23 protein-coding genes and 2 pseudogenes are annotated in these 24,442 nt (G+C 65.0%); 10 read left to right on the forward strand and 15 right to left on the reverse strand.

The features are described from left to right. Window positions 1-122: 122 nt before the first annotated feature. Window positions 123-263, reverse strand: a pseudogene (locus tag Mame_RS25490) (transposase domain-containing protein); the annotation flags it as partial. 143 nt (window positions 264-406) lie between these two features. Here Mame_RS25490 and tnpA point away from each other — a divergent pair. The 3 genes and pseudogenes from tnpA to Mame_RS25505 all read left to right on the forward strand — a co-directional run. After that, a complete protein-coding gene (gene tnpA / locus Mame_RS25495) occupies window positions 407-865 on the forward strand; it encodes an IS66-like element accessory protein TnpA (RefSeq protein WP_018065756.1) in 459 nt (152 codons plus the stop codon). Then, the gene (gene tnpB, locus Mame_RS25500) at window positions 846-1,199 is read left to right on the forward strand and encodes an IS66 family insertion sequence element accessory protein TnpB (protein ID WP_018065755.1); all 354 of its coding nucleotides are present in this window, start codon (window positions 846-848) and stop codon (window positions 1,197-1,199) included. Before tnpA ends, tnpB begins: the two co-directional genes overlap by 20 nt. Before the next feature lie 54 nt (window positions 1,200-1,253). Then, window positions 1,254-2,048: pseudogene (locus Mame_RS25505) on the forward strand (IS66 family transposase); the annotation flags it as partial. A gap of 506 nt (window positions 2,049-2,554) precedes the next feature. On the opposite strand, the gene Mame_RS25510 reads toward Mame_RS25505, so the two are convergent. Beyond that, window positions 2,555-3,808 (reverse strand): ROK family protein, encoded by a 1,254-nt coding sequence (locus Mame_RS25510; RefSeq protein WP_018065753.1) that lies wholly within the window; start codon window positions 3,806-3,808, stop codon window positions 2,555-2,557. Window positions 3,809-3,894: 86 nt separating this feature from the next. Here Mame_RS25510 and Mame_RS25515 point away from each other — a divergent pair, with 86 nt between their 5' ends. From Mame_RS25515 to Mame_RS25535, 5 genes are all read left to right on the forward strand, one after another. Next, window positions 3,895-4,605, forward strand: a complete 711-nt coding sequence (locus Mame_RS25515; protein ID WP_018065752.1) for an IS6 family transposase — start codon at window positions 3,895-3,897, stop codon at window positions 4,603-4,605. 428 nt (window positions 4,606-5,033) lie between these two features. Next, window positions 5,034-5,540, forward strand: coding sequence for a TRAP transporter small permease (locus tag Mame_RS25520; RefSeq protein WP_018065863.1), 507 nt, complete (start codon window positions 5,034-5,036; stop codon window positions 5,538-5,540). Next, complete coding sequence (locus Mame_RS25525) at window positions 5,537-6,880, forward strand: TRAP transporter large permease (protein WP_155122309.1); 1,344 nt, start codon at window positions 5,537-5,539, stop codon at window positions 6,878-6,880. The genes Mame_RS25520 and Mame_RS25525 overlap by 4 nt, the downstream gene beginning before the upstream one ends. 444 nt (window positions 6,881-7,324) lie before the next feature. After that, window positions 7,325-8,152 carry an IclR family transcriptional regulator gene (locus tag Mame_RS25530; RefSeq protein ID WP_018065866.1) on the forward strand — a complete coding sequence of 276 codons (828 nt, stop codon included), beginning with the start codon at window positions 7,325-7,327 and terminating at the stop codon, window positions 8,150-8,152. 10 nt (window positions 8,153-8,162) lie between these two features. Further along, window positions 8,163-8,786 carry an isochorismatase family protein gene (locus tag Mame_RS25535; RefSeq protein ID WP_018065867.1) on the forward strand — a complete coding sequence of 208 codons (624 nt, stop codon included), beginning with the start codon at window positions 8,163-8,165 and terminating at the stop codon, window positions 8,784-8,786. A gap of 36 nt (window positions 8,787-8,822) precedes the next feature. Here Mame_RS25535 and Mame_RS25540 read toward each other — a convergent pair whose 3' ends face one another. The 7 genes from Mame_RS25540 to Mame_RS25570 all read right to left on the reverse strand — a co-directional run bounded on the left by Mame_RS25540 (window position 8,823) and on the right by Mame_RS25570 (window position 15,840). Continuing rightward, the gene (locus Mame_RS25540) at window positions 8,823-9,344 is read right to left on the reverse strand and encodes a MarR family winged helix-turn-helix transcriptional regulator (RefSeq protein ID WP_018065868.1); all 522 of its coding nucleotides are present in this window, start codon (window positions 9,342-9,344) and stop codon (window positions 8,823-8,825) included. Between the two features lie 171 nt (window positions 9,345-9,515). After that, on the reverse strand, window positions 9,516-11,276 hold the full coding sequence (locus tag Mame_RS25545; RefSeq protein WP_018065869.1) for a thiamine pyrophosphate-binding protein: 1,761 nt from the start codon (window positions 11,274-11,276) through the stop codon (window positions 9,516-9,518). A 35-nt stretch (window positions 11,277-11,311) separates the two neighbouring features. Beyond that, the gene (locus Mame_RS25550) at window positions 11,312-12,241 is read right to left on the reverse strand and encodes a DMT family transporter (protein WP_018065870.1); all 930 of its coding nucleotides are present in this window, start codon (window positions 12,239-12,241) and stop codon (window positions 11,312-11,314) included. Between the two features lie 22 nt (window positions 12,242-12,263). Then, a complete protein-coding gene (locus Mame_RS25555) occupies window positions 12,264-12,707 on the reverse strand; it encodes a hypothetical protein (protein ID WP_018065871.1) in 444 nt (147 codons plus the stop codon). Between the two features lie 13 nt (window positions 12,708-12,720). After that, entirely contained in the window at window positions 12,721-13,713 is a 993-nt protein-coding gene (locus Mame_RS25560; RefSeq protein WP_018065872.1) for an ABC transporter substrate-binding protein, read from the reverse strand. Between the two features lie 11 nt (window positions 13,714-13,724). Then, the gene (locus Mame_RS25565; protein ID WP_018065873.1) at window positions 13,725-14,888 is read right to left on the reverse strand and encodes a Gfo/Idh/MocA family oxidoreductase; all 1,164 of its coding nucleotides are present in this window, start codon (window positions 14,886-14,888) and stop codon (window positions 13,725-13,727) included. 10 nt (window positions 14,889-14,898) lie between these two features. After that, window positions 14,899-15,840, reverse strand: coding sequence for a PDR/VanB family oxidoreductase (locus Mame_RS25570; protein ID WP_018065874.1), 942 nt, complete (start codon window positions 15,838-15,840; stop codon window positions 14,899-14,901). A 112-nt stretch (window positions 15,841-15,952) separates the two neighbouring features. On the opposite strand from Mame_RS25570, the gene Mame_RS25575 reads away from it, so the two are divergent. Continuing rightward, window positions 15,953-17,230 carry a Rieske 2Fe-2S domain-containing protein gene (locus Mame_RS25575; protein WP_018065875.1) on the forward strand — a complete coding sequence of 426 codons (1,278 nt, stop codon included), beginning with the start codon at window positions 15,953-15,955 and terminating at the stop codon, window positions 17,228-17,230. Between the two features lie 100 nt (window positions 17,231-17,330). On the opposite strand, the gene Mame_RS25580 is transcribed toward Mame_RS25575, so the two are convergent. Beyond that, window positions 17,331-18,122 carry an IclR family transcriptional regulator gene (locus Mame_RS25580; RefSeq protein WP_018065876.1) on the reverse strand — a complete coding sequence of 264 codons (792 nt, stop codon included), beginning with the start codon at window positions 18,120-18,122 and terminating at the stop codon, window positions 17,331-17,333. Between the two features lie 338 nt (window positions 18,123-18,460). Here Mame_RS25580 and Mame_RS25585 point away from each other — a divergent pair, with 338 nt between their 5' ends. Next, window positions 18,461-19,447 (forward strand): 3-hydroxyacyl-CoA dehydrogenase family protein, encoded by a 987-nt coding sequence (locus Mame_RS25585; RefSeq protein WP_018065877.1) that lies wholly within the window; start codon window positions 18,461-18,463, stop codon window positions 19,445-19,447. 61 nt (window positions 19,448-19,508) lie between these two features. Here the strand turns inward: Mame_RS25585 and Mame_RS25590 are convergent, their stop codons facing one another. The 5 genes from Mame_RS25590 to Mame_RS25610 form a co-directional block, all read right to left on the reverse strand. Next, window positions 19,509-20,969, reverse strand: coding sequence for an aldehyde dehydrogenase family protein (locus Mame_RS25590; protein ID WP_018065878.1), 1,461 nt, complete (start codon window positions 20,967-20,969; stop codon window positions 19,509-19,511). A gap of 70 nt (window positions 20,970-21,039) precedes the next feature. Next, window positions 21,040-22,350, reverse strand: coding sequence for a TRAP transporter large permease (locus tag Mame_RS25595; RefSeq protein WP_018065879.1), 1,311 nt, complete (start codon window positions 22,348-22,350; stop codon window positions 21,040-21,042). Next, the gene (locus tag Mame_RS25600) at window positions 22,343-22,852 is read right to left on the reverse strand and encodes a TRAP transporter small permease (RefSeq protein ID WP_018065880.1); all 510 of its coding nucleotides are present in this window, start codon (window positions 22,850-22,852) and stop codon (window positions 22,343-22,345) included. Before Mame_RS25600 ends, Mame_RS25595 begins: the two co-directional genes overlap by 8 nt. 114 nt (window positions 22,853-22,966) lie before the next feature. After that, a complete protein-coding gene (gene dctP / locus Mame_RS25605; RefSeq protein ID WP_018065881.1) occupies window positions 22,967-23,968 on the reverse strand; it encodes a TRAP transporter substrate-binding protein DctP in 1,002 nt (333 codons plus the stop codon). A 189-nt stretch (window positions 23,969-24,157) separates the two neighbouring features. Then, window positions 24,158-24,433 carry a putative antibiotic biosynthesis monooxygenase gene (locus Mame_RS25610; protein WP_018065882.1) on the reverse strand — a complete coding sequence of 92 codons (276 nt, stop codon included), beginning with the start codon at window positions 24,431-24,433 and terminating at the stop codon, window positions 24,158-24,160. Between the last annotated feature and the right edge of the window lie 9 nt (window positions 24,434-24,442).

The following is a 24,442-nucleotide window of genomic DNA, read 5'->3' on the forward strand; positions in this document are numbered from 1 at the left end:
GTCAACTGGACGCCTCGAATTACTCGGCTGAGAAGCTTTGACAGCCGTAAGCGCTCATTTCGCTGCACGTTGACGTCGGCGCTATGGCGGGCCGCGTTTGAATGGGAGAGCGTCGGATGCGATCAGGCGGTGGCTATTTTCGGGAAGTTGAATGGCAGCAAATCGTTAATGTCGGCGTCGCCGACGCGCTGCGGCAATTCGGTGAGTACATGGCGCAACCAGGCTAGCGGTTCGACGCCACAAGCCCGGCAGGTCAACATCAGACGGCATCGTAAAGTTAACGGAACTTGGAGCTTGATTGGCGATGAAGAGGCATGACAAACGTAAGCGCGAATTTCTCCGCACCTTTTGCCGTTGATCGCAGTGATGCATGAGGTGTCCACCAAAGATAGGTGGACACCATTTCATGGAAGAAGAACAGAAGCTGAATGTGAGGCTGGTGGGTCGTGACGGTCGGCGTTGGTACGATCCGGCATCGAAAGCGCGTCTTGTTGCGGCCTGCCTTGAGCCCGGCGTGTCGGTATCGCGACTCGCGCTTGAACACGGGATCAATGCAAACCTGCTGAGGAAATGGATCAAGGCAGGCCAGGAGACCAAGACTGTGCTGTCATCTTCAACGCCGGCATTTGTCCCGGTTTTGGCCGTGGATAGCAATCCGCCGCTGCCGAGCAGGCCGATGATGGAAGTGCGTCCCACGCGTGGTGAACAGCGGTTGACGAAATTGGAGAGAACGGGGTCTTTGCCCTCTCCAGCCAAGGTGAGCGCGACACTGCCGAACGGAGTGAAGCTGACGTTTGATTTTGATGATGCGAATGCGTTGTCGGCGATAATCGGAGCCTTGTGTGATGTTCAGACTGGCCGCTGACGTGTCTGTCTACCTGCACCGCGAGCCGATCGACTTCCGGGCCGGGATCAAAAGCCTTGCGGTGCGGGTTCAGGAAACGATGGGACTGGATCCCTTTGCCTCTGGGGTGTTTGCGTTCTGCAATCGCCGTCGCGACCGGATGAAGTTGTTGTTCTTCGACCGGTCCGGCTTCGTACTTGTGCTGAAGCAGCTGAGCGAGGACAAGTTCCGCTGGCCCCGGCGCGAGGATATGGTGGTGCGGCTGACGAGCGAACAATTGCACTGGATCCTCGACGGCATCGATATCGATGCAATGGTCCGCCATCCAGTGCGGCATTACCAGGTCGCTGGTTGAAGGTTCTCGCATTCCGCAGTTGACGCGGCCGGACGGTTCAGATTCAAGAATCCGATGAATCGAACCGGCAAACCAACTGTTGAAGAACTGATGGCGCAAATAGCTGCGCTGCAAGCGGAGAACCGTCAGCTCAGCAAACGCGTCGTCAAACTCGAGGAAGAATTGGCGCTTGCGCGCTCACATCGGTTTGCGCCGCGCAGCGAAAAACGTGGTGTGCGGGTCTTCAATGAAGCCGAGCAGGTTGCAGCCGCGGACGAAGGCGACGGCGAAGATGGCGCTGTTATTGATCTGCCGGATACCGGATTGCCGCCTGCGGACAAGCCGGAAGGCAGGAAGCGCGGCCGCAAGCCGCTGCCGGAAAACCTGCCGCGCGAGCGCGTCGAATATGACCTTCCCGACGATCAGAAGGCCTGCCCGTGCTGTCATGGCCGGATGCATCGCATGGGCGAGACCGTGACCGAGCAGCTTCATATCGAGGTCAAGGCGAAGGTCTTGCAGAATGTGCGGTTCAAATATGCCTGCCGCCATTGCGACCGCACCGGCATCAACACGCCGGTCGTGACCGCGCCGATGCCGGCGCAGCCCTTGCCTGGCAGTATCGTCACGGCCTCGACGCTGGCCTTCGCCCTGGTTCACAAATATGTCGACGGCACGCCGCTCTACCGCCTGGCGCAGACATTCGAGCGCGCCGGCGTTCCCGTCAGCCGTGGTGCCCTGGGACACTGGGTGATCGGCTCGAGCGAGACGCATCTCATCCGCACCTATGACGCGCTGAAGCTGCGGCTCAGATCGCAGCCCCTCATCCATGGCGACGAGACGACGGTCCAGGTGCTGAGCTTCAAGGAAAAGCCGGTCATCCCGGGCTTTGTCGCCACCCCGGGATAGCGATGCTCGAAATACCTCAAGCGCCGCCGGCCACTCGTCCCTGCCATCTTCGTGCTCATGCCGACCTCCAGTCAGCCGACGAGAGAGGACTCAGTTGAGCACAAGTGAGGGAAGCCAGGCGGTCAGGAAAGAAATGTAGCCGACGATCGACGGGCGGGGTCAGCCCGCCAAGCACCAGCGCCATCAGCGTGAAGATGCCGAACTGTACGCCGTCATATCCGTAAAACTGAGCAATCGGCGTGGTCGGAAAGGCCCTACGCCGCCGCCAAAACCTGCGGCGAGGCCGGTCACGGCGCGCAATGGGCTGGGCAAGGTGTCCGTTCAAGCTTGGAGCGGTTCCGCTTTTCACGGAAACACGGAACGCTCTATCTGCTGGTTTTGGCGCGTTTTCGCGGGCGTCAGGCGATTCCGCCTGACTGCGAAATGCTCTGGCGCAGGACATTGATCTCCTCTTGGTTTCCCTTTCGGTGTCACTCGGCCTTTTGCATTTCGGTGGGCCGCCTGTTGTCGAAGTCTGCCAGGCGCCACTCCTGATATCGCTTCAGCAAGCGTTCGGAGCCATCTCTTGTGAACACTTTCTGCTTCAGCAGAAGGGCGGCGCCCGTCAGGCATCCGATCTCGTTGGGCGGCGCGGCTTCGATGATCAGGTTATTGGTCGCCAGCGGCAGGCAGCGTTGATAAACCCGCTCGCGCACGCCCGCGAGCAGGTATTCCTGCGCCGCAGCCAGCGTGCTGCCGATTCTGATCGTCCTGGGATTGAGAATGCTCACGACATCGGCAACCACCTCGCCGAGCGCGCGGCCGGCTTCCCGCAGAAGGCCGATCGCTTCGGGAACGTGTTGATCGATCAGGCGGATGACATCATGCGCATCCTCTGCCTCGAAGCCGCTTGCGCGCAGTTCGCGCGCGATCGCCCAGCCGGCGGCATGGGCCTCGAGGCAGCCAACCTTGCCGCAACGACACAGCGGGGCCTTCTCCCGGTTGAGCTGGATGTGACCGATATCCCCGGAAGCGCCGTTGGCGCCATGATAGAGGTGTCCGTCGGCGATCAGGCCGGAGCCGATCCCCGTGCCCATCTTGATGAAGAAGAAATCATCGCCGGCTTCCGGTGCGCGTCGGGATTCGTAGAGCGTCATCAGATTGACGTCGTTTTCGACAAACACGGGGATGCCCAGCCGCCTTTCCAGCCATGGCACGATCTGGAAATTATCCCATCCTCTCAGGATCGAGGGGCCGACCACCAGTCCGACCTTGACGTCGATCGGCGCGGGCAGACTGACGGAGAGACCAATCAGGAAAGGCCTGTCCGGAAGGCCAGACAGCATGGTGTCGAAGCCGTTGGCGATGTTCCTGAGTGCAGGCTCCGCTCCATCCTCGGGTCGATAGTCAAGTGTCTCCCGGTGAAGGATGGTGCCCTGCACGTTGAGAACAGCAAGGCGGATGGTGGTCTCGCCGATATCGGCGGCAAGAAGGAGCCCGAGATCCGGATTGATTCCGAGCATTTTCGTCGGCCGGCCGCCGCTGGGAACCGTCTCGCGCAACTCCACGACCAGATCACTCTCGATGAGGGGGGCAAGTCTCTGACCGAGCGTCATGCGAGACAGACCGGTTGCACGCGCAAGCGCCGCCCGCGATATGTCGTTCTGCGCAATGATCGAAAACGTCTCTGCCGAAGCGGCGAATGAGGCCGGATCATCAAGCACGGTTTTTTCGGTGATGCTCACGATTTCACTCCTGCAGCGCCTTCGGCCATATGTCTGTACGGCATTGCCAAGTTGTTTGACCTCCGCGTTTCGGGTATCGAGACGAGATGAAGTTGCCGAGCTCATTTCCCCGTCTGAAGGGGTTTCGTTTTCCGCGTGAAGTTGTCGCCTTCGCGGTCTGGGCCTATCATCGATTTGCGTTGAGCACGGCCGATGTGGAAGATCTTCTTGCTGAACGCGGTGTGATCGTGAGCAGGGAAACGGTTCGTCTCTGGATCAACCGCTTTGGCCGACATTTTGCCGACTGTATTCGCACAGACCGGCCCAAGCCGAACGATAAGTGGCATATGGATGAGGCTGTCATCACGATCAGCGGAAAAAAATTCTGGCTTTGGCGGGCAATTGACGCCGCTGGTGACGTGCTCGACATTTTGGTTCAAGCTCGCCGCAATACCAAAGCTGCCAAGCGTTTTTTCTCAAGGTTGGTCAAGCAATTCGGTGAACCACGTGTCGTCGTGACGGACAAGCTGCGCAGCTATATCAAGCCGATACAAGACCTGACGCCAGATGCTGATCATCGGGCCCACAAGGGCCTGAACAACAGAATTGAAAACTCACACCGTCAGACGAGGAAGCGAGAGAAGATCATGGGGCGATTCAAATCACCTCGTCAAGCTCAACGTTTTCTGTCAGCCCACGATCAGATAAACACCCTCTTTCGTCCCCGCCGATACAACCTCTCAGCTCTCTCATATCGACACGCAAGAGCAGATGCCTTCTGCCTGTGGGCCGATTACACGGCAGAAATGGCAGCTTGAAAAACGAACGCCTCGCCAACCCGCGACCAAAGACAAACAACTTGGCAATGCCACGTGAGGTGGTCGAGCAGTACGGACAGTTCCAGCACGCTCTCGAATAGCGTCTGAAATCCGGTAAAGTCTGGCCCGGGCGCGGTTTTTCCGGTAACATGTCTGCAGTTTGCCCGTCTTGCGCTACCCGGATGCCCGTTGCGGATCGAGGCTAGGAAATCTGTTGCCTCTCAGGCCTCAACGGGAAAGTTCATGCGATTTCTTTTGCTCATCACGCTTCTGATCGCTCCGCTACTTGCACATGCAGAGACGCTACGGATCGCAAGCTGGAACATCGAGCATCTGGTCGCTGATACCGATCGTGGATGCCGACCGCGAAGTGAGGCGGACTTCCAGCGCGTACGTGATGTGATCGCGCAGGTGGATGCTGACATCTGGTGGCGCGTCAGGGGGTCGACCTTCTGGTCACCCTCTCGGCCTGGGTCGGCGGCCTGGGATTGGCCGCAGGCCTCGGCGTCGTGCTATATGACGTGATCGCCCGGGCCTTCGGGCATCCGCTGTCCGGCTCGCCCGACATCGTGCAGATGTGCTTCGTGGTCATCGTCTTCGGCTGTGTGCCGCTGTGCGAACGCACCGCGGGCAATGTGCGGCTGGATCTGCTGGAAACCCTGTTCCCGCCCGCCCTGAACCGCGTCTTCGACCTGATCGCCACGGCGCTGGGGGCCGCGCTTTTCGTGCTGATCGGCTGGAAATGCTGGGAGGCGGCGCAGATTTCGCGGATGCTGAACCTCGGCACCAATGTGCTGCGCATCCCCAAGGCGCCGTTCCAGATCGCCATCACCCTGGCCTCGGGCATCGTCGCGCTGTCGATGGTGCTGCACCTGATCGAAATCGCGTTGGGTCGGGCCCAATCCCCCGCCGCGCAGCAGGAGCCCGCAACGTGACACCCGCAATGATCGGGGGGCTGGGGATCCTCGCCCTCTTCGTGCTGATGGCGATCCGCGTCCCCATCGCCTTTGCCATGCTGGCCGTGGGTCTGGCCGGAACCGCGGCGCTGAACGGGTTGAACCCGGCGCTGAGCATGCTGGCCACCGAGAGCTTCACCGTCGCCACCTCCTATGAGCTGATCGTGGTGCCGCTGTTCATCCTGATGGGCAATGTTGCGACACAGGCCGGGATGAGCAGTTCTCTCTACGACGCGGCCTACGCCTGGATCGGGCGGCTAAGGGGCGGGCTTGCCTCGGCCACCATCGTCGGCTGCGCCGGGTTTGCGGCGCTGTCCGGCTCGTCGATCGCCTCGGCGCTGACCATGGGCAAGGTGTCGATCGGCGAGATGGACCGCTTCGGCTATTCCCCGCGCCTGTCGACCGGCGTGGTCGCCGCGGGCGGCACGCTGGGGATTCTGATCCCGCCCTCGACCGGCTTCGTGCTCTACGCGATCCTGACCCAGCAGAGCATCGGCCGCCTGTTCCTGGCGGGGGTGGTGCCCGGGATCCTGCTGGCGCTGCTGTTCGTCGGCACCGTGACGCTTCTGTGCACGATCTTCCCCAGCTGGGGGCCCCGCGGCCCGCGCACCAACTGGACCGAGAAGGCCCGCGCGACCCTCGGCGCCCTGCCGATCCTGGCGATCATCCTCGTCTCCATCGGCGGGATCTACACCGGTATCTTCTCGCCCATCGAATCCTCGGCCGTCGGCGCGGGACTGGCCATCGTGCTGGGCTTCGCGCTGCGCCGCCTGACGCTGGCGGGGCTCTGGCGGGCGATCCTCGACAGCGGCCGGACCACGGCGACGGTGATGCTGATCCTGATCTCGGCCTATATCCTGAACCCGTTCATCTCGCTCACCGGCGTGCCGCATGTGGTGGGCGAATGGCTGGCCGGGGTCACCGCCGGGCCGATCACCACGCTGGTGCTGATCCTGCTGTGCTATCTGGTGCTGGGCTGCTTCCTTGAGGGGCTGTCGATGATCGTGCTGACCATGCCGATCCTCTACCCCATCGTCATCGGGCTGGGCTTCGATCCGATCTGGTACGGCGTCATCATCGTCATCGTGCTGGAAATGGCGATGATCTCGCCACCGGTCGGGGTCAATGTGTTCATCGTCCGATCCATCGCGCCCCGGGTGCCGCTGGCTGAAATCTTCCTCGGCGTGTTGCCGTTCTGGGTGGCGATGATCCTGCTGGTGGGGATCCTGATCCTGTTCCCGGCGTTGGCCACATATCTTCCGGATAGGATGATGCAGTGGGGTTTTAAATGCTGTCTACGTAAGCATCGCTCCTTCTGACCTGAGCCCCACTTCTTCCTCCAGTTTGAGGTAGAGTCCGCCCCAACCAGGAGACGGACAATGAGGCGATCAAGGTTCACGGTGTCAACGGCGGTTGCGTGCGCGTCTCCGTCATCCAGAGCAAGACCCAACGCCCCGTTCAGTTCGAGGTCACAGAGAACACCTCGGCCAGGGTCTGGGTCCAGAACGGCATATCCCGCTCGGCATAGAGCGGCATGAAGCTGGCTGAGCCCGATGATGTTGAGATGCCCTTGGCTCAGCTCCTGCGCCAGCGCGGGGCCGGTGAAGCCACCTGCGAACAGCGCGGAAGAAAGCGCGGTGGTGAGAAGGGGCTTTCCGGTATGGCGGATCGTATTGGCCTCCAGTGTTCTATATTGTAGAAAATGCGTACCGGAATTAGAGAATAATCTTTCACATTTCTTTCCGTCGAGTGAGGCGTGCAGCATGACCGACGAAAGCCCCGATCTGCCCTACAATAAGGCAGGTCTTGACAAGTCCTTCTCGAAGGGGCTGATCCTGTTGCGGCACCTGGCAACCTGCGAGGCGCCGGCGGGCATCAGCGACCTGTCGGCGGCTCTCGGCATGACCAAGAGCAACGTGCACCGCCTGTTGCAAACCCTTGCGGCGTATGGATTCGTTCACAAGAACGCCAAGTCCCGCTACAGCCCTTCGCTGCGCTACTGGGAGATGGGCTACGAGGTCTGGCTGCACTCGCGCGCGGGGCAAGTTGCGCTGAACGACGCGGACGGGCTCGCGCTCAAGGCGAACTGCCTCGTGCACATCACTTTGGCAGCCGAGGAAAGCCAGGAACTGATTCTCTATGATCGGATCGGTACGCCGATCGCCCATCCCATGCGCAGGCTTTGGCCCACGGGCACCCGCGTGCCGATCTGGCGAATCATCAACGGCTGGTCCGATTTCGTGGCCTTCCAGATCGCCTATATCGCCGCCAAGCCCGAGGTCGAGCTGACCTCGCGCCGCGATGAGATCAGCCGCCACCTGGAAGACAGCGGCCTGACCTACGAGGGTCTGGCCGAGCACGTCACCGCCGCCCGCGACCTGGGTTACGCCGAGAACCTCGGCAGCGGGCTGGAGAATATCGAGGGCACAGCATGCGCCTTCCGCGACGAGACCGGTGCGCCGGTGGGCGTGCTCAGCACGATCTACGACCGTGACGGCAGCCGCGACGGCCGGCGCGAGGATACCCGGCGGCTCAACCGCCTCTATGCCCATTCCATATCCCGATCCCTGGGCTTCCGGGATCCAAACTGAGAGAAACTTCATGGACGAACAAGCCTTCAAGGCCCGTGGATTCGGGCAGACCATCGGTTTCGGCCGCCGCTCGGCGCTGGTGGTGATCGATGTCATCAAGGGTTTCACCAATCCCGACCTGCCGCTGGGCGCGGACCTGTCGTCGCAGATCGTGGCGATCAACGCACTGATCGCCGATTTCGCGGCCCGCCGCGAGCCGGTGTTCTTCACCACCGTGCGCTACGACGAGCCGGATCTGTCTGACGCCGGGATCTGGCCACTGAAACAGGGCGGGCTGAAGACTCTGGCCGCCAGCGGCGATGGGGCCGAGCTGGACCCGAGGCTGAGCCTCGCGGCCGGAGAACGCACGCTGGTGAAGAAATACGCCTCGTCCTTCTTCGGCACCGACCTGTCGAGCCGGCTGGTGGCCGAGGGTGTCGACACGCTCGTGATCACCGGGTGCACGACCTCGGGCTGCGTGCGCGCGACGGCGGTGGACTCGCTGCAGAACGGCTTCCGTCCGATCGTCGTGCGCGAGGCGGTGGGCGACCGCAGCCAGCCCGCACATGAGCAGAGCCTGCTGGACCTGCAGGCGAAATATGCTGACGTGGTCTCGCTCGACGCGGCGCTGATGCGCGAGATGGCGGGCGCCTGAACGGCGCCCTGCCCCACCAACCCGCCTGCGACCCGGTCAGAAGCTCGACCGGGTCGCGGGCACCTTGATCCCCTGCTCGGCGGCGGCGTTCTCATCGGCCTCGAGATTCGTGATGATCGCCAGGAGACCCTTGCGCAGCACGCGCACCTCGTCCTCCTCCAGCCCCTTCAGCGAGATCAGGTTGACGTCATGCGCCATCGGCTCCAGCCGGTCGCGCAATTCCCAGCCCTTGGGCGTCAGGAATATCCGCAAAGTCCGCTTGTTGCCGTCCATCTTCTGCCGCGTGATCACGCCCTGCTTCTCCAGCTTGGTCAGCGCGGCATGCGCGGTGGGTTCGGTCAGATGCGCGCGCTGGCTCAGCTCGCGCTGCGACAACCCGTCATTGTACCAAAGGATGCGCAGGAAGATCCATTGGCCGAAGGTGATCCCCTCGTCCTGAAGGCGCATCTGCAGCGAACGGTTGAAAGCCCTGGCGGCGAGACGAACGAGACGCGCGAGGCGCTCTTCGGTCAGCTTGGGATCGAAGTCTTCATGCCCCGAGGGCGCGGTTTCATCCATGTGGAACGGTCTCAATCGGCCAGAAACGAAAGCCCCGTCGCCAGCGCGATGCCGGCGACGGGTCGCTTCCATTTGTGCTGATTTCCCGTGCAGGACGCAAGGGTTAGATGTCTTTTCAACCGTTTCGTGTCACCCGTTGCCCATCCACGACGCCCCGCATAGCCATTCTGTTCAGCCGTCCTGTTCCGCGGTCATGCCTTCGGCCATCTCCTTGACGTAGCCGCGCAGGATGCGGGCGTCGATCACCACCGACTTGCCCGCGCGCACCTGCGCCACGGCATCGGCCAGCGCGGCCTCGAAGGCGGCCACCGTCGCGACCGGGCCGATGCCCACCGCGCCCTGCGCCCGCGCGAGGCCGGCGATGTCGATATCCGGCTCGTCGATCGCCTGGCCGATATGCTTGTTCTCGACCGGGCGGTCGCGGTCGCGGGCGACGCGTTCCTGGTGGATCTCGTCGTTGAAGAACGAGCGGTTGTTGGCCACCACGATCAGCATCGGCACGCTCTGATGCGTCCCGGTCCACAGCGCGGTCGCGCCCATGATGAAATCGCCGTCGCCCAAAACCGCGACCGGCATGCGGCCCGTGTCCTTCAGTGCCAGCGCCGCGCCCACGACCATGCCGGGGCCCGAGCTGATGCCTGCGCCGCCGTCATAGCCCAGATAATCGAGCGGCCCGGTGAAATCGCAATGGCGACCGTCCCAACCCAGGGGCAGACGCACCAGCGTGTGCGGATCCTCGGCCAGCCCCGCGCGCAGCACATGCGAGAGCGCGTCGAGCGACAGCACGGCATCGGGCTCCTGCCCGTGCGGCGCGGGTGCCGTGCGGGGCGCGGGTGCGGCGGGTTCCAGCCCCAGCCGTTCGCACAGCGCCGCGACCAGCGCATCGGCCTCGGTCAGGATGGTGAGATCGCTCGCCACCACGTCCTGATGATCCATCGACCAGCCGTTCGTCAGCATCGGCTCGAGCGTGGCGTTGACCACCTTGGCCCCGGCGCCCAGCTTGCCCTGCGCCAGCGTGCCGGCCGGGTCCACCCAATCGAGGCACAGCACCAGATCCGCGCCCGACAGCGCCTCGACCGATTCAGCCGACAGGAAGAACCCGGGCGCGCCCGCGTGCAGTTTGTGGCGCGTCGGGAAGGCGGCGCCGGTCTTGATGTCGGTGATGACGCGGGCGCCGAAATACTCGGCCAGCGCCACGCGCCGCGCCCAGTCCCCTTCATCGCGCGAGACGCGGCCCATCAGGATCACCGGCGATTGCGCCTCGGCCAGCATGTCGGCCAGGGCCGAGACCTGCGCGGCACTCGCACCCGGGGCCTGAGGGGCTGCGAAACGCGCGGGATCGGGCAGCGCGGGCATGGCTTCGATGGCGGTTTCCTGCACCGTCACGTCGAAGCAGACATAGGTGGGCGCCATCGGGGCCGAGGTGGTAATCTGCATCGCCCGCATCAGCGACGACAGCGAGGCGGCCAGCGACGCCGGTTGATCATCCCATTTCACATAGGGCCGCACCACCGCCGCCTGATCGCGCGAGGTATGCAGCCAGTCGATCCAGGGCCGACGCTTGGCCGCGTCGACCGGGCCGGTCGCGCCGAGGATCAGCATCGGCACGCGGTCGCACCAGGCGTTGTAGATGGCCATCGCGGCGTGCATCAGGCCCACATTCGCGTGCAGCACCACGGTCATCGGCTTGCCGGTGATCTTGGCCCAGCCATGGGCGATGGAAACCGCGTGTTCCTCATGCAGGCACAGCAGCATGTGCGGATCCTGGTTGCCGAGGTAGTTGACCATGCTGTCATGAAGGCCCCGGAAGCTCGAGCCGGGGTTGAGCGCGACGTAGGGCGTGTCGAGCCGGCGCAGCATCTCGGCGATGGCGTCGCTGCCGTAGAGCGTCTTCACCTCGCAGGGTGTGGGGCGGTCGGTTTCCCTGGTCATCTGTCTCTCTCCCGTTTCGGAATTCTTGTGTTATTTCAGGTGCGCACCAGCGCCAGCACGATCACGCCTGCCATCGCCATCAGCGAAGCCAGCGCGAAGATCGGGCCGGGGCGATCCTCGGTGCGCAGGACCCAGGCGGCCAGCCAGGCCGCGAGGAACATCTCGATCGTGCCGATGATCGCCACGGCGGTGACGGTGGTGAAACTGAGCGCCACGAATTGCGCGGTCTGGCCCAGCGATACGAAGGCGGCCGCCACCAGCTGCCAGCCGGTCGGGCGGCGGAACAGTTCGCTCAGGTGGCGGCGATAGGCGGCGCTGAACAGGGCTGCGACGGCGAACCACACGAAGGCGGCTACCGCGCCAATGAAGGCGCCGATCAGCGGATCGGGCAGCCAGCGCATGGCGAACTTGCGCGCCACGTAGGATCCGCCATAGCTCGCCGCCGACATCAGCGCCAGGACACGGCCGGTGTTGCGCTCGCCGGCCGCTCGCCGGGCGTCCTCGTCATCGGCGACGATCTGGCCCCTGTTCGACAACACCACCAGCGCCACGGCGGCGAAGACCAGCACGAAGGCCAGCGCGCTGGCGATGGTCAGGCTCTCGCCCAGGAACAGGATCGCCAGCACGGCGGCGAACACCGGGATCAGCCGGCGGATGAGCCCGGTCTCGATGGCGCCGGCCAGCTCGATGGAGCGGAAGAAGAAGATCCGCCCCAGCACCGTGGCCAGCATGCCGGCGACGACGAAGATCGCCACGCCGATCCAGAAGCCTGTGTCAATCGGCGGCAGCGACGGCCCCATGATCAGCCACAACCCGCCCGAGAACAGCGCCGTCAACACGATCGACAGCAGCACGGCATTGCCCCGCCCGCCCTTTTCGCGCGCGTTCTTGGTCGCGGCGACCGAGCCGAAGGCATAGCAAAAGGCGGCGAGGATGGCGAAGATCTCGCCGATAAAGGGGATCATGGGGACCTGTCGTGTTTCGTGCTCAGGCCGGGGCCTGCAATTCCTGCAGCAACCTGGCTGAGGACATCACCTCGCGCAGCGGCAGGCTGTCCTGGATCGCGTCCAGCTCGACCGAATAGCTCAGCCCTTGCCCGTCCCAGAACCACCAATAGACAATCTCGCCCTGCTTGTCGCGGATCGGCATGCGGAAGGTGGGGAACTTGCGCTCGTCCTCGGGCAGCGCGGCGCTGCCCGCCTTTTCATGCGCCAGCCCCAGCCGGTCCAGCGCCTGTTCCAGCGGGATCATCGCCGTCAGGCGCGGAGCCTGCGCGACATGCGCCTCCAGATCGGAGGGGCGGCTGTCGCTCAGCCCCCGGAACAGGCGCACGACGGGCGGGTAGCTTTCGTGCTCATGGGTCAGCTGGGCATAGGCGAGGCCCTGCTCCAGCCGGATCTCGACGATATCGCCGGGTTGGTAACGGCTCATGGGGCCTCCTTGCTCACAGGCTGTAGGCTTCGAGGGTCGAGGGGTGGAACAGCTCGTCGACCTGCACCCGGCGCGGCGAGAGGCCCTGCGCGAAATGGTAGTCGAGGAATTTGTCGAGCACATGCGCATTGGCGCCGACGCCATAGCTCCAGGGATCGGGGCCCATCAGCGCGCGGGCACGGTTCAGCGTGTCCTCGACGAAGGGCATCGTCACCTTGGTGGCCGAGGTGTCGTTCAAGGCCTCTTCGGCCAGCTTCTTCGACTCCGAGAACGCCTTGAGCAGCGCTGCGGGCAGAAAGGGGTATTCCTCGACCAAGGTCCGGCGCACGCCCAGAACGTGCATCACCGGGAAGATGCGGGTCTGGCGGAAATACTCCTCGGCCGCGCCGATGCTGTCGCGGAACAGGCGGCCGACATGGGGATGGCCCTCGGCAAAGCAGCGCGGCCAGCGCGGGCCGATGAAGCCGTCGATCTCGCCCGCCGCCAGCATGCCGTTCAGCGTGGCACCCTCGGGCGCCTGCTCGATGGTGATGTCGTCGGGCAGCGTCAGCGCGATCTTTTCCGGGCGGCCCGGCGTGTCCATGCCGCCGCGCACCCAGGTCACGTCCGAGGGTTTCACGCCGAAATGCTCTTCCAGGATGCCGCGCACCCAGACGTTGGCCGACAGCTGGTACTCGGCGATGCCGATGCGCTTGCCCTTCAGATCCTCGGGCCGGTCGATGCCGCGGTCGGTGCGGATATAGACCGAGGTATGACGGAACGCGCGGCTCAGGAACACCGGGATCGCGACGTAATGCGGGTTCCCGCGCGCGACCGAGATCGAATAGGACGACAGCGACAGCTCCGAGATGTCGAAGGCCTCGTGCCGGAAGGCGCGGAAGAACATCTCTTCGGGCGACAGCAGCATCGGCACGGGATCGACGCCGTCGATCTTGACCCGGCCGTCGACGATGGCCCGCGTGCGGTCGTAATTCCCCATGGCGAGGGAGAGTTTCAGATCGGACACGTGTTCCTCCTTTACGTGATGCCGCATTGGCGCTGCAGATCCACCGGCTGGCCCGAGGCCGCCGATTCCAGGATCGCGTGACAGATTTCGAGGCTCGCGCGGCCCCAGGCGCCGGTCTGGGCGGGCGCGCGATCCTCGCGCACGGCGCCGACCAGCGCGTCGATGACAGGTCCGCGCGGGGCGGGGCCGAAGGGCACCTCGACGAAGCGGCGCTCGATGTCGCCGAAGACATCCAGCCCGGCAGGCGTCAGCCGCAGGTCGGCGCGGTCGCACAGCGCGATCACCGGGCCGAAATGCTCGTTGTTTTCCGCCTCGATAAGCCCGGCCCCGCTGCCGTAGGTGCGGGTCTGCTTGAGCGCGGCTTCGGCCTCGGCGTCGAGCCCCTGCAAGGCGCGACGCGCCTTGCCATAGGCGGCGGGGTCCTTGCGCTGGCCCAGCTCGCCCACATTATCCATCCAGACGTCGCTGTCGAAATGCGCGTAGCCGGAATAGGTCAGGCTGGCGAAGGATCCATTGGCAAAGGCGATGAGCGCGCTGAACGCGCCTTCCGTCGGGCGCGCGGGATCCCAGGCGCCGGTCATCGCGGTGACTCGGGTGGCAAGGCCACCGGCCAGCCGGCGCACCACGTCGATCTGGTGGATCGCCTGGCTGAACAGGATGCCGCCGCCCTCTTCGGTGCGCAGTTCCTCGGGGCGCCGGGGGCGGTAGAGGAAATCGGTGTAGTTGAACGCCTGGATCATCCGCAGGGATCCCACCTCACCGCTCTCGATCAGGCGCGCCGCGGCCTCGACTGGCGGGTCGAAGCTGTGGCTGGGGCCTACGATCAGATGCTTGCTCGAGGCCTCGGCGGCCGCGACCATGCGGTCGGCATCCGCCATCGAGATGGCGATCGGCTTGTCGACCAGCACATGCTTGCCGGCGGCCAGCGCGGTGCAGACGTGGTCGGCGTGCATCTGGTGCGGCGTGGCGATATAGACCGCCTCCACCTCAGGATCGGCGCAAAGCGGCACGATGTCGTCATAGGTCCGACCGCCGAACTCGGCCTCGAACGCCGCGCGGCTTTCGGCGCGGGGGGCGGCGGCGGCGACCAGTTTCACGCGCGGATCGGCGGTGAAGGTCGGGATCATCAGCATGAAGCCGCGACCCAGCCCGACGACGCCTAGCCTGACGGGCATTTGCGCGGGCTCAGAGGTCAAGGACCAGCCTCCCGCCCGAACAGGCGCGCGAGACGCAGATCATGATCTTGTCGGCCTTTTCCTCGTCCATCAGCACCATGTCGCGGTGATCGGCCTCGCCCTCCAGGAGTCGCGTCTTGCAGGTGCCGCAGGTGCCGCTCTCGCACGAGCTGACGGTCGGGAACCCGGCATCGCGCATAGCCTCGAGGATCGAACGGTCGGCGGGCACGGTCAGCGTGATGCCGGTCTTCTTCAGCTCGACCTCGAAGGCCTCGTCATCGGCGCGCACAACGTCGACGGGCTTGAAATCCTCGAAGTTGACGCGGCCTTCCGGCCAATGGCCCGAGATCGCCTCGATCTCGTCCATCAGGGGCTTTGGCCCGCAGCAATAGACATTCAGCTTCTGCGGCTCGGCAAAATGGTCCCAGAAATCGTAGATCTTCTCGGGGTCGCCCTCGTCGTGATGGGCCAGGACACGGTCGCCGTAAGCGGTGGTCAGGTCTTCCAGGTAGGCCGCCTCTTCCGCGCTGCGGCTGAGGTAGATGATGTTGAAATCCTTGCCTTCGCGCTCAAGATGCGCGGCCATGGCCGAGATTGGCGTGACCCCGATGCCGCCCGCGATAAGCAGGTAGCGCGGCGCGTCGGCCATGGGGAAGTCGTTTTCCGGCGCCTCGACGTTCAGCTCGAACCCCTCGACCGCCTCGTCATGCATCGAGGCCGAGCCGCCCCGGCTGGCCGGCTCGCGCTTCACGGCGATCTTGTAATGGTCCGGCGCGGTGCCGTCGTTGACCAGCGAATAGCGCCGCATTGCCCCCGAGGGCGTCTCGACCGTGACATGCGCGCCGGGCGTGAATCCGGGCAGCGCGCCCTCTTCCATCGGAACCAGCGTGAATTCGGTGATCTGCGGGGTCAGCGCGCGTCTTGCACCGACGCGCATCCTGATGAGCTCCATTCGCCCCTCCCAAAAAACGTGTATCTGCCCTTGCTCATTTAGATAGCTAAGTATATGTTGTCAAGCATTCGAGATTGGCCTTCACGGGCCCGGGCCGCAGGAGGAGTACGAGATGCTGACCCCCGAAGAGAACGAAGTCCTGACCCGCGTGACGGGTGACGCGCCGATGGCGAAACTGATGCGTCAGCACTGGACGCCGGTCTGCCTGATGGAAGAAGTGGCGGAGAACGACGGCAAGCCGCTGCGCGTCGAAGTGCTTGGCGAATCCTACGTCGCGTTCCGTGATACCAAGGGCCGTCTCGGCATGCTCGACGAGCTCTGCCCGCACCGCAAAGCCTCGCTGGTCTACGGTCGCAACGAGGATTGCGGCCTGCGCTGCCTGTACCACGGATGGAAGATGGATGTGGACGGCAACGTCGTCGCCATGTCGTCCGAGCCCGAGGGCAGCCCGCTGATGGACAAGGTCAAGGCCCGTTCCTACCCGGTGCGCGAATGGGGCGGTTTCGTCTGGGCGTGGCTCGGCGACAAGACCGACATGCCGGAGTTCCAGCCCCCCGCCTTCGCCCCAACCGAAGACACCCCGGTCGCCATCCTGAAGATCCGTGTCCCCGCCAACTGGGCGCAGATCCACGAAGGACAGATCGACAGCGCGCATTCCTCGTCGCTGCATTCATCAACGATGAAACCGGCCCGCGTGGAAAGTGCCGCAGCCGATGACAAATCGTGGTACCGCCCGTCGACCGACAAATCGCCGCGCATGCAGACCGAGACCACCAGCTACGGCTTCCACTACGCAGCGATCCGCAAGCCGATCAAGAACGCAGCAACGCATCATTACCTGCGCATCACCGAGTTCGTGGCGCCATACTACTCGCTGATCCCGCCCAACAACGCCTACAAGGTCGCCAGCGTCATCGTGCCGATCAACGACGACGAGACTGCGTTCCACTTCCTCGCCTTCGGCGGCCCGAAAGTGCCCTCGACCGAGGAATGGCGCGCCTTCAACCACGCTGTTCCGGGCAAGGACCTGGATGAGAAGTGGCGCACGCTTCGGACGCTGGACAACGACTTCAAGCAGGACCGCGAGCTGATGAAGGAAGGCCACTTCACCGGCGTTCCGGGCATCCCGAACGAGGACATCATCATGTGGGTGTCGATGGGCAGCCGCGTGCAGCGCCATACCGACGTGCTGGGCGCCTCGGACCTCGCCATCGTCGAGTTCCGCCGACTGATGACCGACGCCGCGCAGAAGGTGGCCGAGGGCGGCCCGGCGATCGGCACCGCGAGCTTCGCGCTGCAGTCGCGCATCGCCTCGCACGAGGGGGTCTATCCCAAGGATGTCGACTGGCGCACGCTGGTCGCCCATGACCCGGCCGAAGCGGCCGAGTGACGCGCTGGCGCTTTCCTCCCAAGGCGCACGCAGGGAAGGCCCGCACGAGCAATCGTGCGGGCCTTTTTTCATGGTCTTGTTCAGAGTTGCGCGCGCCTCTTCAGACGGTTTCGAGGCGCGCCGCCAGCTCCGCCGACGTCCGGCGCAGCAGCTCGGAGAGTTCATCCGCGCGGCGTGATATGCGCTCCGTCGGCCCATGAATCCCGATGCCCAGCGGGCGTGCGTGCCCCGGCGGCACCGGGATCAGCGTCGACATCATAGACGCATCCCAATGCACCGTGCGGTGCGTCGGAATGTCCAGCAGGTCGCGCGCGTGCAGGATCGACACGTCGGTATCACGATTGGCGTCGAGCACCGCCTCGAAGGCCGCCTGGGGGTAGTCGCGCGGCGAGATCAGCCCCTCGGCCACGGTGCGGCGGTAGATCTGCAGCGCCACCGGCCGCGGCGCGCGCGCCAGCATCAGCCAGCCGGTGCCGTTCTGCACCATCAGCCGCCGGTCGCCCGCGCGGATATGGGTGTTGCGCCCCTCCTGCCGGTGCAGCGAGGTGACGTAATCGACATGCAGGTCGGCGGGCGCGGCCAGCACCACCGGCTCGCCCGCAGCCTCGCGCAGACGGCACAGGGCATCGAACAGCACGGTCTGCTCATAATCGTCGACCTGCATCCAGCCCGTCAACGTCTGCAGCCGGGGCCCGGGGAGATAGGCATGGGTCGCGGGATCGAGCGTCATGTAACCCATGTCCAGCATTGTACGCAAAAGCGCGGTCAGGCTGGAAACCGGATAGCCGAGCGCGGCGCCCAGTTCGTGCAGCCGGGCAGGCTGTCGGTGACTGGCGAAGAACTCGAGGATCTCGAACACCCGCGCGGCGGATTTCACCTTGTCTGCGGTCATCTCTCCTGCCCTTCCGATTCACACGACTCGGCGACCCGTACCGGCCAGCTCCGTCCTGTCCCAATCTAGGCGAATCGGCGCGCTGCGGAAAGGGTTCGCGACGCGGCCCCGGCGGATGTCCCGCAGCCGGCGCACGGGACTACGGGCAGAATTCACATCCTCGAAATATCCGCCGTGCGGGGCGGTTGGCGTTGACCGGAGGCCCGATTTCGCAAGGCTGTCGGCAAGGGAGACGGCGGGATGCGCGCGCGATGGCGCAGCGGCACGGCCCTCCCCGTTCATCCCTTTCGGCAGGCGGCCGGCACGCCCCGACCGCCCCTGACACCAGACGAGGTTCCATGCCCGACACCGCCCCCTCCATCCCCCGCCCGCCGTCGTCCGGCACGATCTGCGTCGTCGGCGCGGGCTTCATGGGCTGCGTGATCGCCACGCTCTATGCCCACCACGGCCATGATGTCGCGCTGTGCGACATGAATACCGAGTTGCTGGCCAGCTTTGCCGAGCGCGCGCGCCCGATCGCCGCGACCTTCGCAGACGACCCGGCCGCCGTCGACGCGATGCTGGCGCGTGTGCGCACCGAGCCCTCGCTGGCCGAGGCCGTGAAGGGCGCATTCATGGTGCACGAGGCGGTGCAGGAGAAGCTCGAGACCAAGCAGGCGCTGTTCGCCGAATTGGACGCGTTCTGCCCGCCCGAGGTGGTGCTGGCCACCAACACCTCGTCGCTGTTGCTGTCGGACATCGGCGCCAAGGTGAACGGCAAGCAACGGATCCTGGGCCTGCACTATATCACGCCCGGGCACATCATCCGCTCGATCGAGGTGATCCACGCCGATTTCACCCCGGCGTCGCTGGTGGAATGGGGCCGGGCCTTCGTCGAATCCATCGATCACGTGGGCGTCGCCTGCGGGGAGCGGCCGGGCTTCCTGATCAACAAGATCCAGTTCGCCATGCTGACCGAGATCTATCGCCTGATGGACGAAGGCATCGCCAGCCGCGACGATATCGACGCGGCCGTGCGGCTGAGCATCGGGCCGCGCCTCGCGCTGTGGGGGCCGCTGCTGACCGAGGATCTGATCGTGTCGAAGGCGACGGCGCTGGCCGTCACGGATTCGCTGTACCACCAGACCGGGGACGAGAACTACAAGGGCCGCAAGGCGCTGCGCGACCTGGTCGAGGCCGGGCACATGGGCGCGATCACCGGACGCGGCTGGTACGAGTACGACGCGCCCTATGCCGAGATCGTCTTGGAGCGCGACCGCCAGCTGACAGACCTCCTGGAGTGGCTGCGGGAGCGCGACCCGGTGGGCCGGCTGGCGCCCCGCTGAGACACGAAAAAGGGGGCGGATGATCCGCCCCCTTTCCTTTTGCCACAGTCCGGATAAAGGCTTACTGGCCGCCCAGGTTGATGTGGATGTTCTTCTCCTGCGTGAACGAGATCAGCTCGCCGATCCCCTCCTCGCGCCCGAGGCCCGACTGCTTGTAGCCGCCGAAGGGCGCACCCAGGAAGTGCCGCCCGACCTCGTTGATCCAGACGAAGCCGGCCTCCGCGCGGGCCGCCGCGCGATGCGCCGTGGCCAGGTCCTTCGACCAGATCGAGCAGGTCAGGCCCACGTCTAGGCCATTCACCTCGTCCATCATTGCCCCCTCGTCCGACCAGCGGCGCAGCACCAGCACCGGGCCGAAAATCTCCTCCCTGGCGACGCGCATGTCCGGTGTGACATCGGCGAAGATCGTCGGTTCGACGAAGCAGCCGTCCGCCATCGCGCCCTCGGTCACCGCGTTGCCGCCGGTGACGACGCGCGCGCCCTCTGCCTTGCCCGAGGCGATGTAGCCCATCACCCGATCGAAATGCTCGCGCCCGACCAGCGCGCCCATTGTCGTCGCGGGGTCGGTCGGCATGCCCGGCTTGAAGCGCGACACAGCCGCCGCCAGCCGCTCGACGACCGCGTCGTGCAGGTCGTCATGCAGGAAGGCGCGGCTGGTCGAGCCGCAGCTCTGCCCGCACCAGCTGAAGTTCATGCCCGCGACGATGGCGTTGGCCACCTTGTCGGGGTCGCTGTCCGGATAGGCGATCAGGGCGTTCTTGCCGCCCAGCTCCAGCAGCACCGGCTTCAGCGTGTCGCTGGCCGCGCGCATCACCGCGCGCCCGGCCCCCACCGAGCCGATCAACGTGACCTTGTCGACACCCTTTTGCGAGGCCAGCGCCGCGCCCGCCTCCGTCCCGCCGGGGAGCACGGTAAAGACACCCTTGGGCAGCAGGCCGTCGATCAGCTCGGCCAGCCTCAGCGCCGAGAGCGGCGCCTGCACCGGAGGCTTGATGATGACCGCGTTGCCCGCAGCCAGCGGTGCGCCCATCTTGCCGCCGCAGAACATCAGCGGGTGGTTGAACGCCAGGATCCGCGCCACCACGCCCAACGGCTCGCGCAGGGTCATGTTGATGCGCTCGGGGCCCATCGGGATGGTGTCGCCCTTCATCTCGGTGACGAGGCCGGCAAAGAATTCCATCTGCGCCGCGGCGACACCCGCGTCGCCGCGCATTTCGGTATAGGGGTTGCCGCAATTGGCGGAATCCAGCAGCGCCAGCTCGTCGCCATGCTTGCGGATGATGGCGGCGATCTCCTTCAGCACGCGCGCGCGCTCCAGGGGCGCCACGTCGCGCCATTCGCGGAAGCCCGCGCGGGCGCTGGCCACGGCCGCGTCCACGTCCGCTTCGCCCGCCGTGGCGACCTGCGCCAGCACCTTGCCGGTGGCCGGATCGAAGGTGGGATCGGTGCGGCCGGATTGTGCCGCGTGCCATGCATTGCCGTAGTAGAGCCCGAGGTTCGCGGGCAGGGTCGGTTCGAGCATGGAGCCCTCCTAGTCTTACAGATGGCGTCTCAGGAAAGGCGGGCGACCGGGGCCGCCGCGCCGAGGGTTGTCACAGCATCGACGGCAGCAGCGTCGACAGCCCGGGAACCAGTGCCAGCACGATCATGCCCAGCAGGTACAGCAGCACAAAGGGCCAGGCCGAGGAGAAGACCTTGCCGAGGCTGGCGTCTTCCCACGCGCTTTTCAGCGCGAAGAGCGTGTAGCCGAAGGGCGGGGTCATGCCCCCCACGGTGATGTTCACCAGGAACAGTAGCCAGAACCAGATCGGATCGAATTGCAGTTCCTCGATGATCGGCAGGTAGATCGGGATGACGATCAGCATCAGCGCGATCTGGTCGATGAACATGCACAGCACGAAAGGCAGCAGCATCAGCAGGATGAGCATCACCCAGCGCGACTGTTCCAGCCCCACGACCCATTCGGTCATCGCCGAGGCACCGCCGGTGAAGGCCAGCAGCTGGCTGAACAGTTTCGAGCTGGCCATGATGAACAGGATCATCGCCGCCACCTTGGCCGAGGAAACCAGCGACTCGCCGATCATCTTGAACGACAGGTTGCGATAGATCGCGGCGATGATCAGCGAACCGATGACACCCATCGCGCCGGCCTCGGTCGGCGTGGCGATGCCGACCAGGATGAGCCCCATCACCATCAAGATGATGATCGAGAACGGCACCACCCGCAGCAGCGCCCAGCCCTTGTCGGCCAGCGTGGCGCGGGTGCCGTCGTCGGGCTCGTCGGGCGCCAGCGACGGGTTCAGCCAGACGCGGATGAAGCAATAGCCCAGGAAGATCGCGGCGAACATCAGGCCGGGAATGATCCCGGCGATCAGCAGCCCGGCGATGGAGACGCCGGCCAGCGTGCCGATGATGATGACCAGCACACTGGGCGGGATCAGCGGCGCCAGGCTGGCGCCCGCCAGGATCGTGCCGGCCGACAGCCGCGCGTCGTAGCCGCGCGCGACCATGCCCGGCAGCAGCGAGCGGCCCAGCATGGCCGCCACGCCCATCGCAGCACCCGACAGGGTGCTGAACACCGTGGCCAGCAGGATCGACAGCACGTACTGGCGCCCTTTCACCCGACCGACCAGAGTGTCGATGGACCGGAGCAGCACCTCGACCGAGTTCGAGCGGAACAGGATCTCGCCCATCAGGATGAACAGCGGGATGGTGACCAGCGATTGCGTGGTCGTCGTCTCGTAGAGCGAGTTGACGAACATGCCGTAGCCCATCGGTCCCATGATGACCGCGACGGCCAGCAGGTTGACCAGCAGGAAGGCCGCGAAGACGGGCAGGCCTACGGCCATGAAGCCCAGGAGCAGCCCCACGCCGGTCGCGACGGCGGCGATACCTTCAACCATGGGTCACCTCGGGTTGGGAGTCGGTCTCGGAAAGCGCCTGGCCGAAGGCGAGGCGCAGAAAATACAGGCCGGAATTGGCCACGCCATAGGTGATGAAGGCCACCAGGATCCATTTCGGAATGCGCACGGTGGTCAGGGTCGCCGTCCCGCGCGAGGCCAGGTGCTGCACCTCGCCGATGCAAAGCCAGGCAGCCCAGAGACAGGTCGCCGCCGCCACCAGGAAGCCCGCGCGCAGGATCACCTGGCGCAGCCGGCCGACCAGGTCGGGCAGGATAGTCACGGCCACGTGCCCGCCTTCGCGGGTCAGCCAGGGCGCGGTGCTGAACACCGTGATCAGCAGCAGGAAGGAAACGAAATCGCTCGCCCAGAGGGTCGGCGCGCCGAAGGCATAGCGCGAGACGACCTCGAAGGCGTAGATGAGCACGATGGCTGCCAGCGCACCGACGCCGATGAAGAACATCAGCCGGGTCAGCACGTCCTGAAGCGTCAGGATCGGTCGCATGGAGGGAAGCTCCTGGAACGGAAAGGCCGAAGAGAATGGGCCGAGAAGGAGGACCGGGGGACGGAAAGACGCGCGGCACCAAGCGGCCGCGCGTCGGAAGGGGCCGGGCCCCGATCAGCCGTCGAGATCGGCTTCGGTCGCCAGACGGCGAATTTCCTCGATCGCCTCGCCCGATTGCGTGGCCGCGAGGTCCATCACGCCCGAGAACCAGGCCGAGCTGAGCGTGCCCGCCAGTTCCTCGGACAGCTCGGTCACGCTCATGCCCTCTGCTTCCAGGGCGGCGCTCTCTTCGGCGACTAGCGTGTCGAACAGGCCATTGGCTTCGATCTCGAACTCGCGCGCGGCGGTCTCGATCTCGGCCCGGGTTTCCTCGGACAGGTCGTTCCAGGTGTCAAGGTTCATCAACACCAGATGGCCGACCTGGCCGAAGGTCGGGCGCATCATGTAGTCGGCGACCTCGAACCAGCGGTAGGACAGAGCGCCGATGGTCGGCCAGGCCGCACCGTCGATCACACCGCGTTCCAGCGCCGGGTAGATCTCGCCGCCCGGCAGCACCACGGGCGAGCCACCCAGTACGTTGATCGCCGGGTGGTAGATCGGCGTGCCGCGCACGCGACGTCCTTCGAGGCCGTTCTCGCCGACCGGCTCGTTCAGCATGATGTGGTAGCCATTCAGGTCGTAAAGCACGGCGATCAGCTTCAACCCCTGCTCCTGGTAATCGGCATCCACCGCGTCCCAAATTCCGGCTTCGCGCAAGGCCTCGGTATCGCCCGACAGGCCGTCCAGCGCCATTCCCACCGAAGTCTGGTTGAAGTGATAGGCACCATTGGTGAACAGCAGGTCGAACAGGCCGCGCGACACCGGGTCGAACTGCTCGAACGGGGGCACGGTCTCGGGGCCCATGACGTTGACGCCGAAGCCCTCGGTTACGGCTTCGTCGAGCGTCTCGATGAACGACGTCAGCACGTCGACCGCAACATAGCTGGAATCCCAGCCCGACAGCAGGCGGAAGTCGCGTGCCTCGGCGGCACCAGTCAGGCCCAGCGTCGCGGCCGACAGCGCCGAAGCGCCCGCAAGGGCACGCAGTTTGTTGGTGAATGTGGTGGATGAAGTCATGTCGCTCGCTCCTCCCGTAGCGTTCCGTCTGCGCCGCCCCTGGGCGGACAGTCTGGTCTGGATTGGCTGCTCAACCTAAAGGGTAAGCTATCTAAGCTTATTTGGCGGAGAGCACCTTGTCTTGATTGCCGGCGGGATCATTGCGACATTTCACATATATGAAATCGTACCGCCCTGCCCGTTCCGGCCTCAGCGCGCAGCCAGCCAGCGCCCCAGCTTCCTGTTCAGGAATGGCAGGATCAGCCCGACATTCAATCCGGTCAGCAGCAGCGCCACGATGAACAGCGAGACCGCCATTGGCATGCCCTGGGTGAAGGGCCGCGTGGCCAGCACCAGGACGATAAGCGCGGGATAGACGGCCAGCATGCTGACCGCCCAGCGCTTCCAGAACTTCGGTTGTTGCGGCGGCACGGCGGAGGGGCTCTGCGTCGTGAGTCGGTCGGCGGTCTGGGTCGGATGGGTCACGTCGGTCTC

The sequence above is a fragment of the Martelella mediterranea DSM 17316 genome (assembly GCF_002043005.1).
Taxonomy (GTDB): domain Bacteria; phylum Pseudomonadota; class Alphaproteobacteria; order Rhizobiales; family Rhizobiaceae; genus Martelella; species Martelella mediterranea.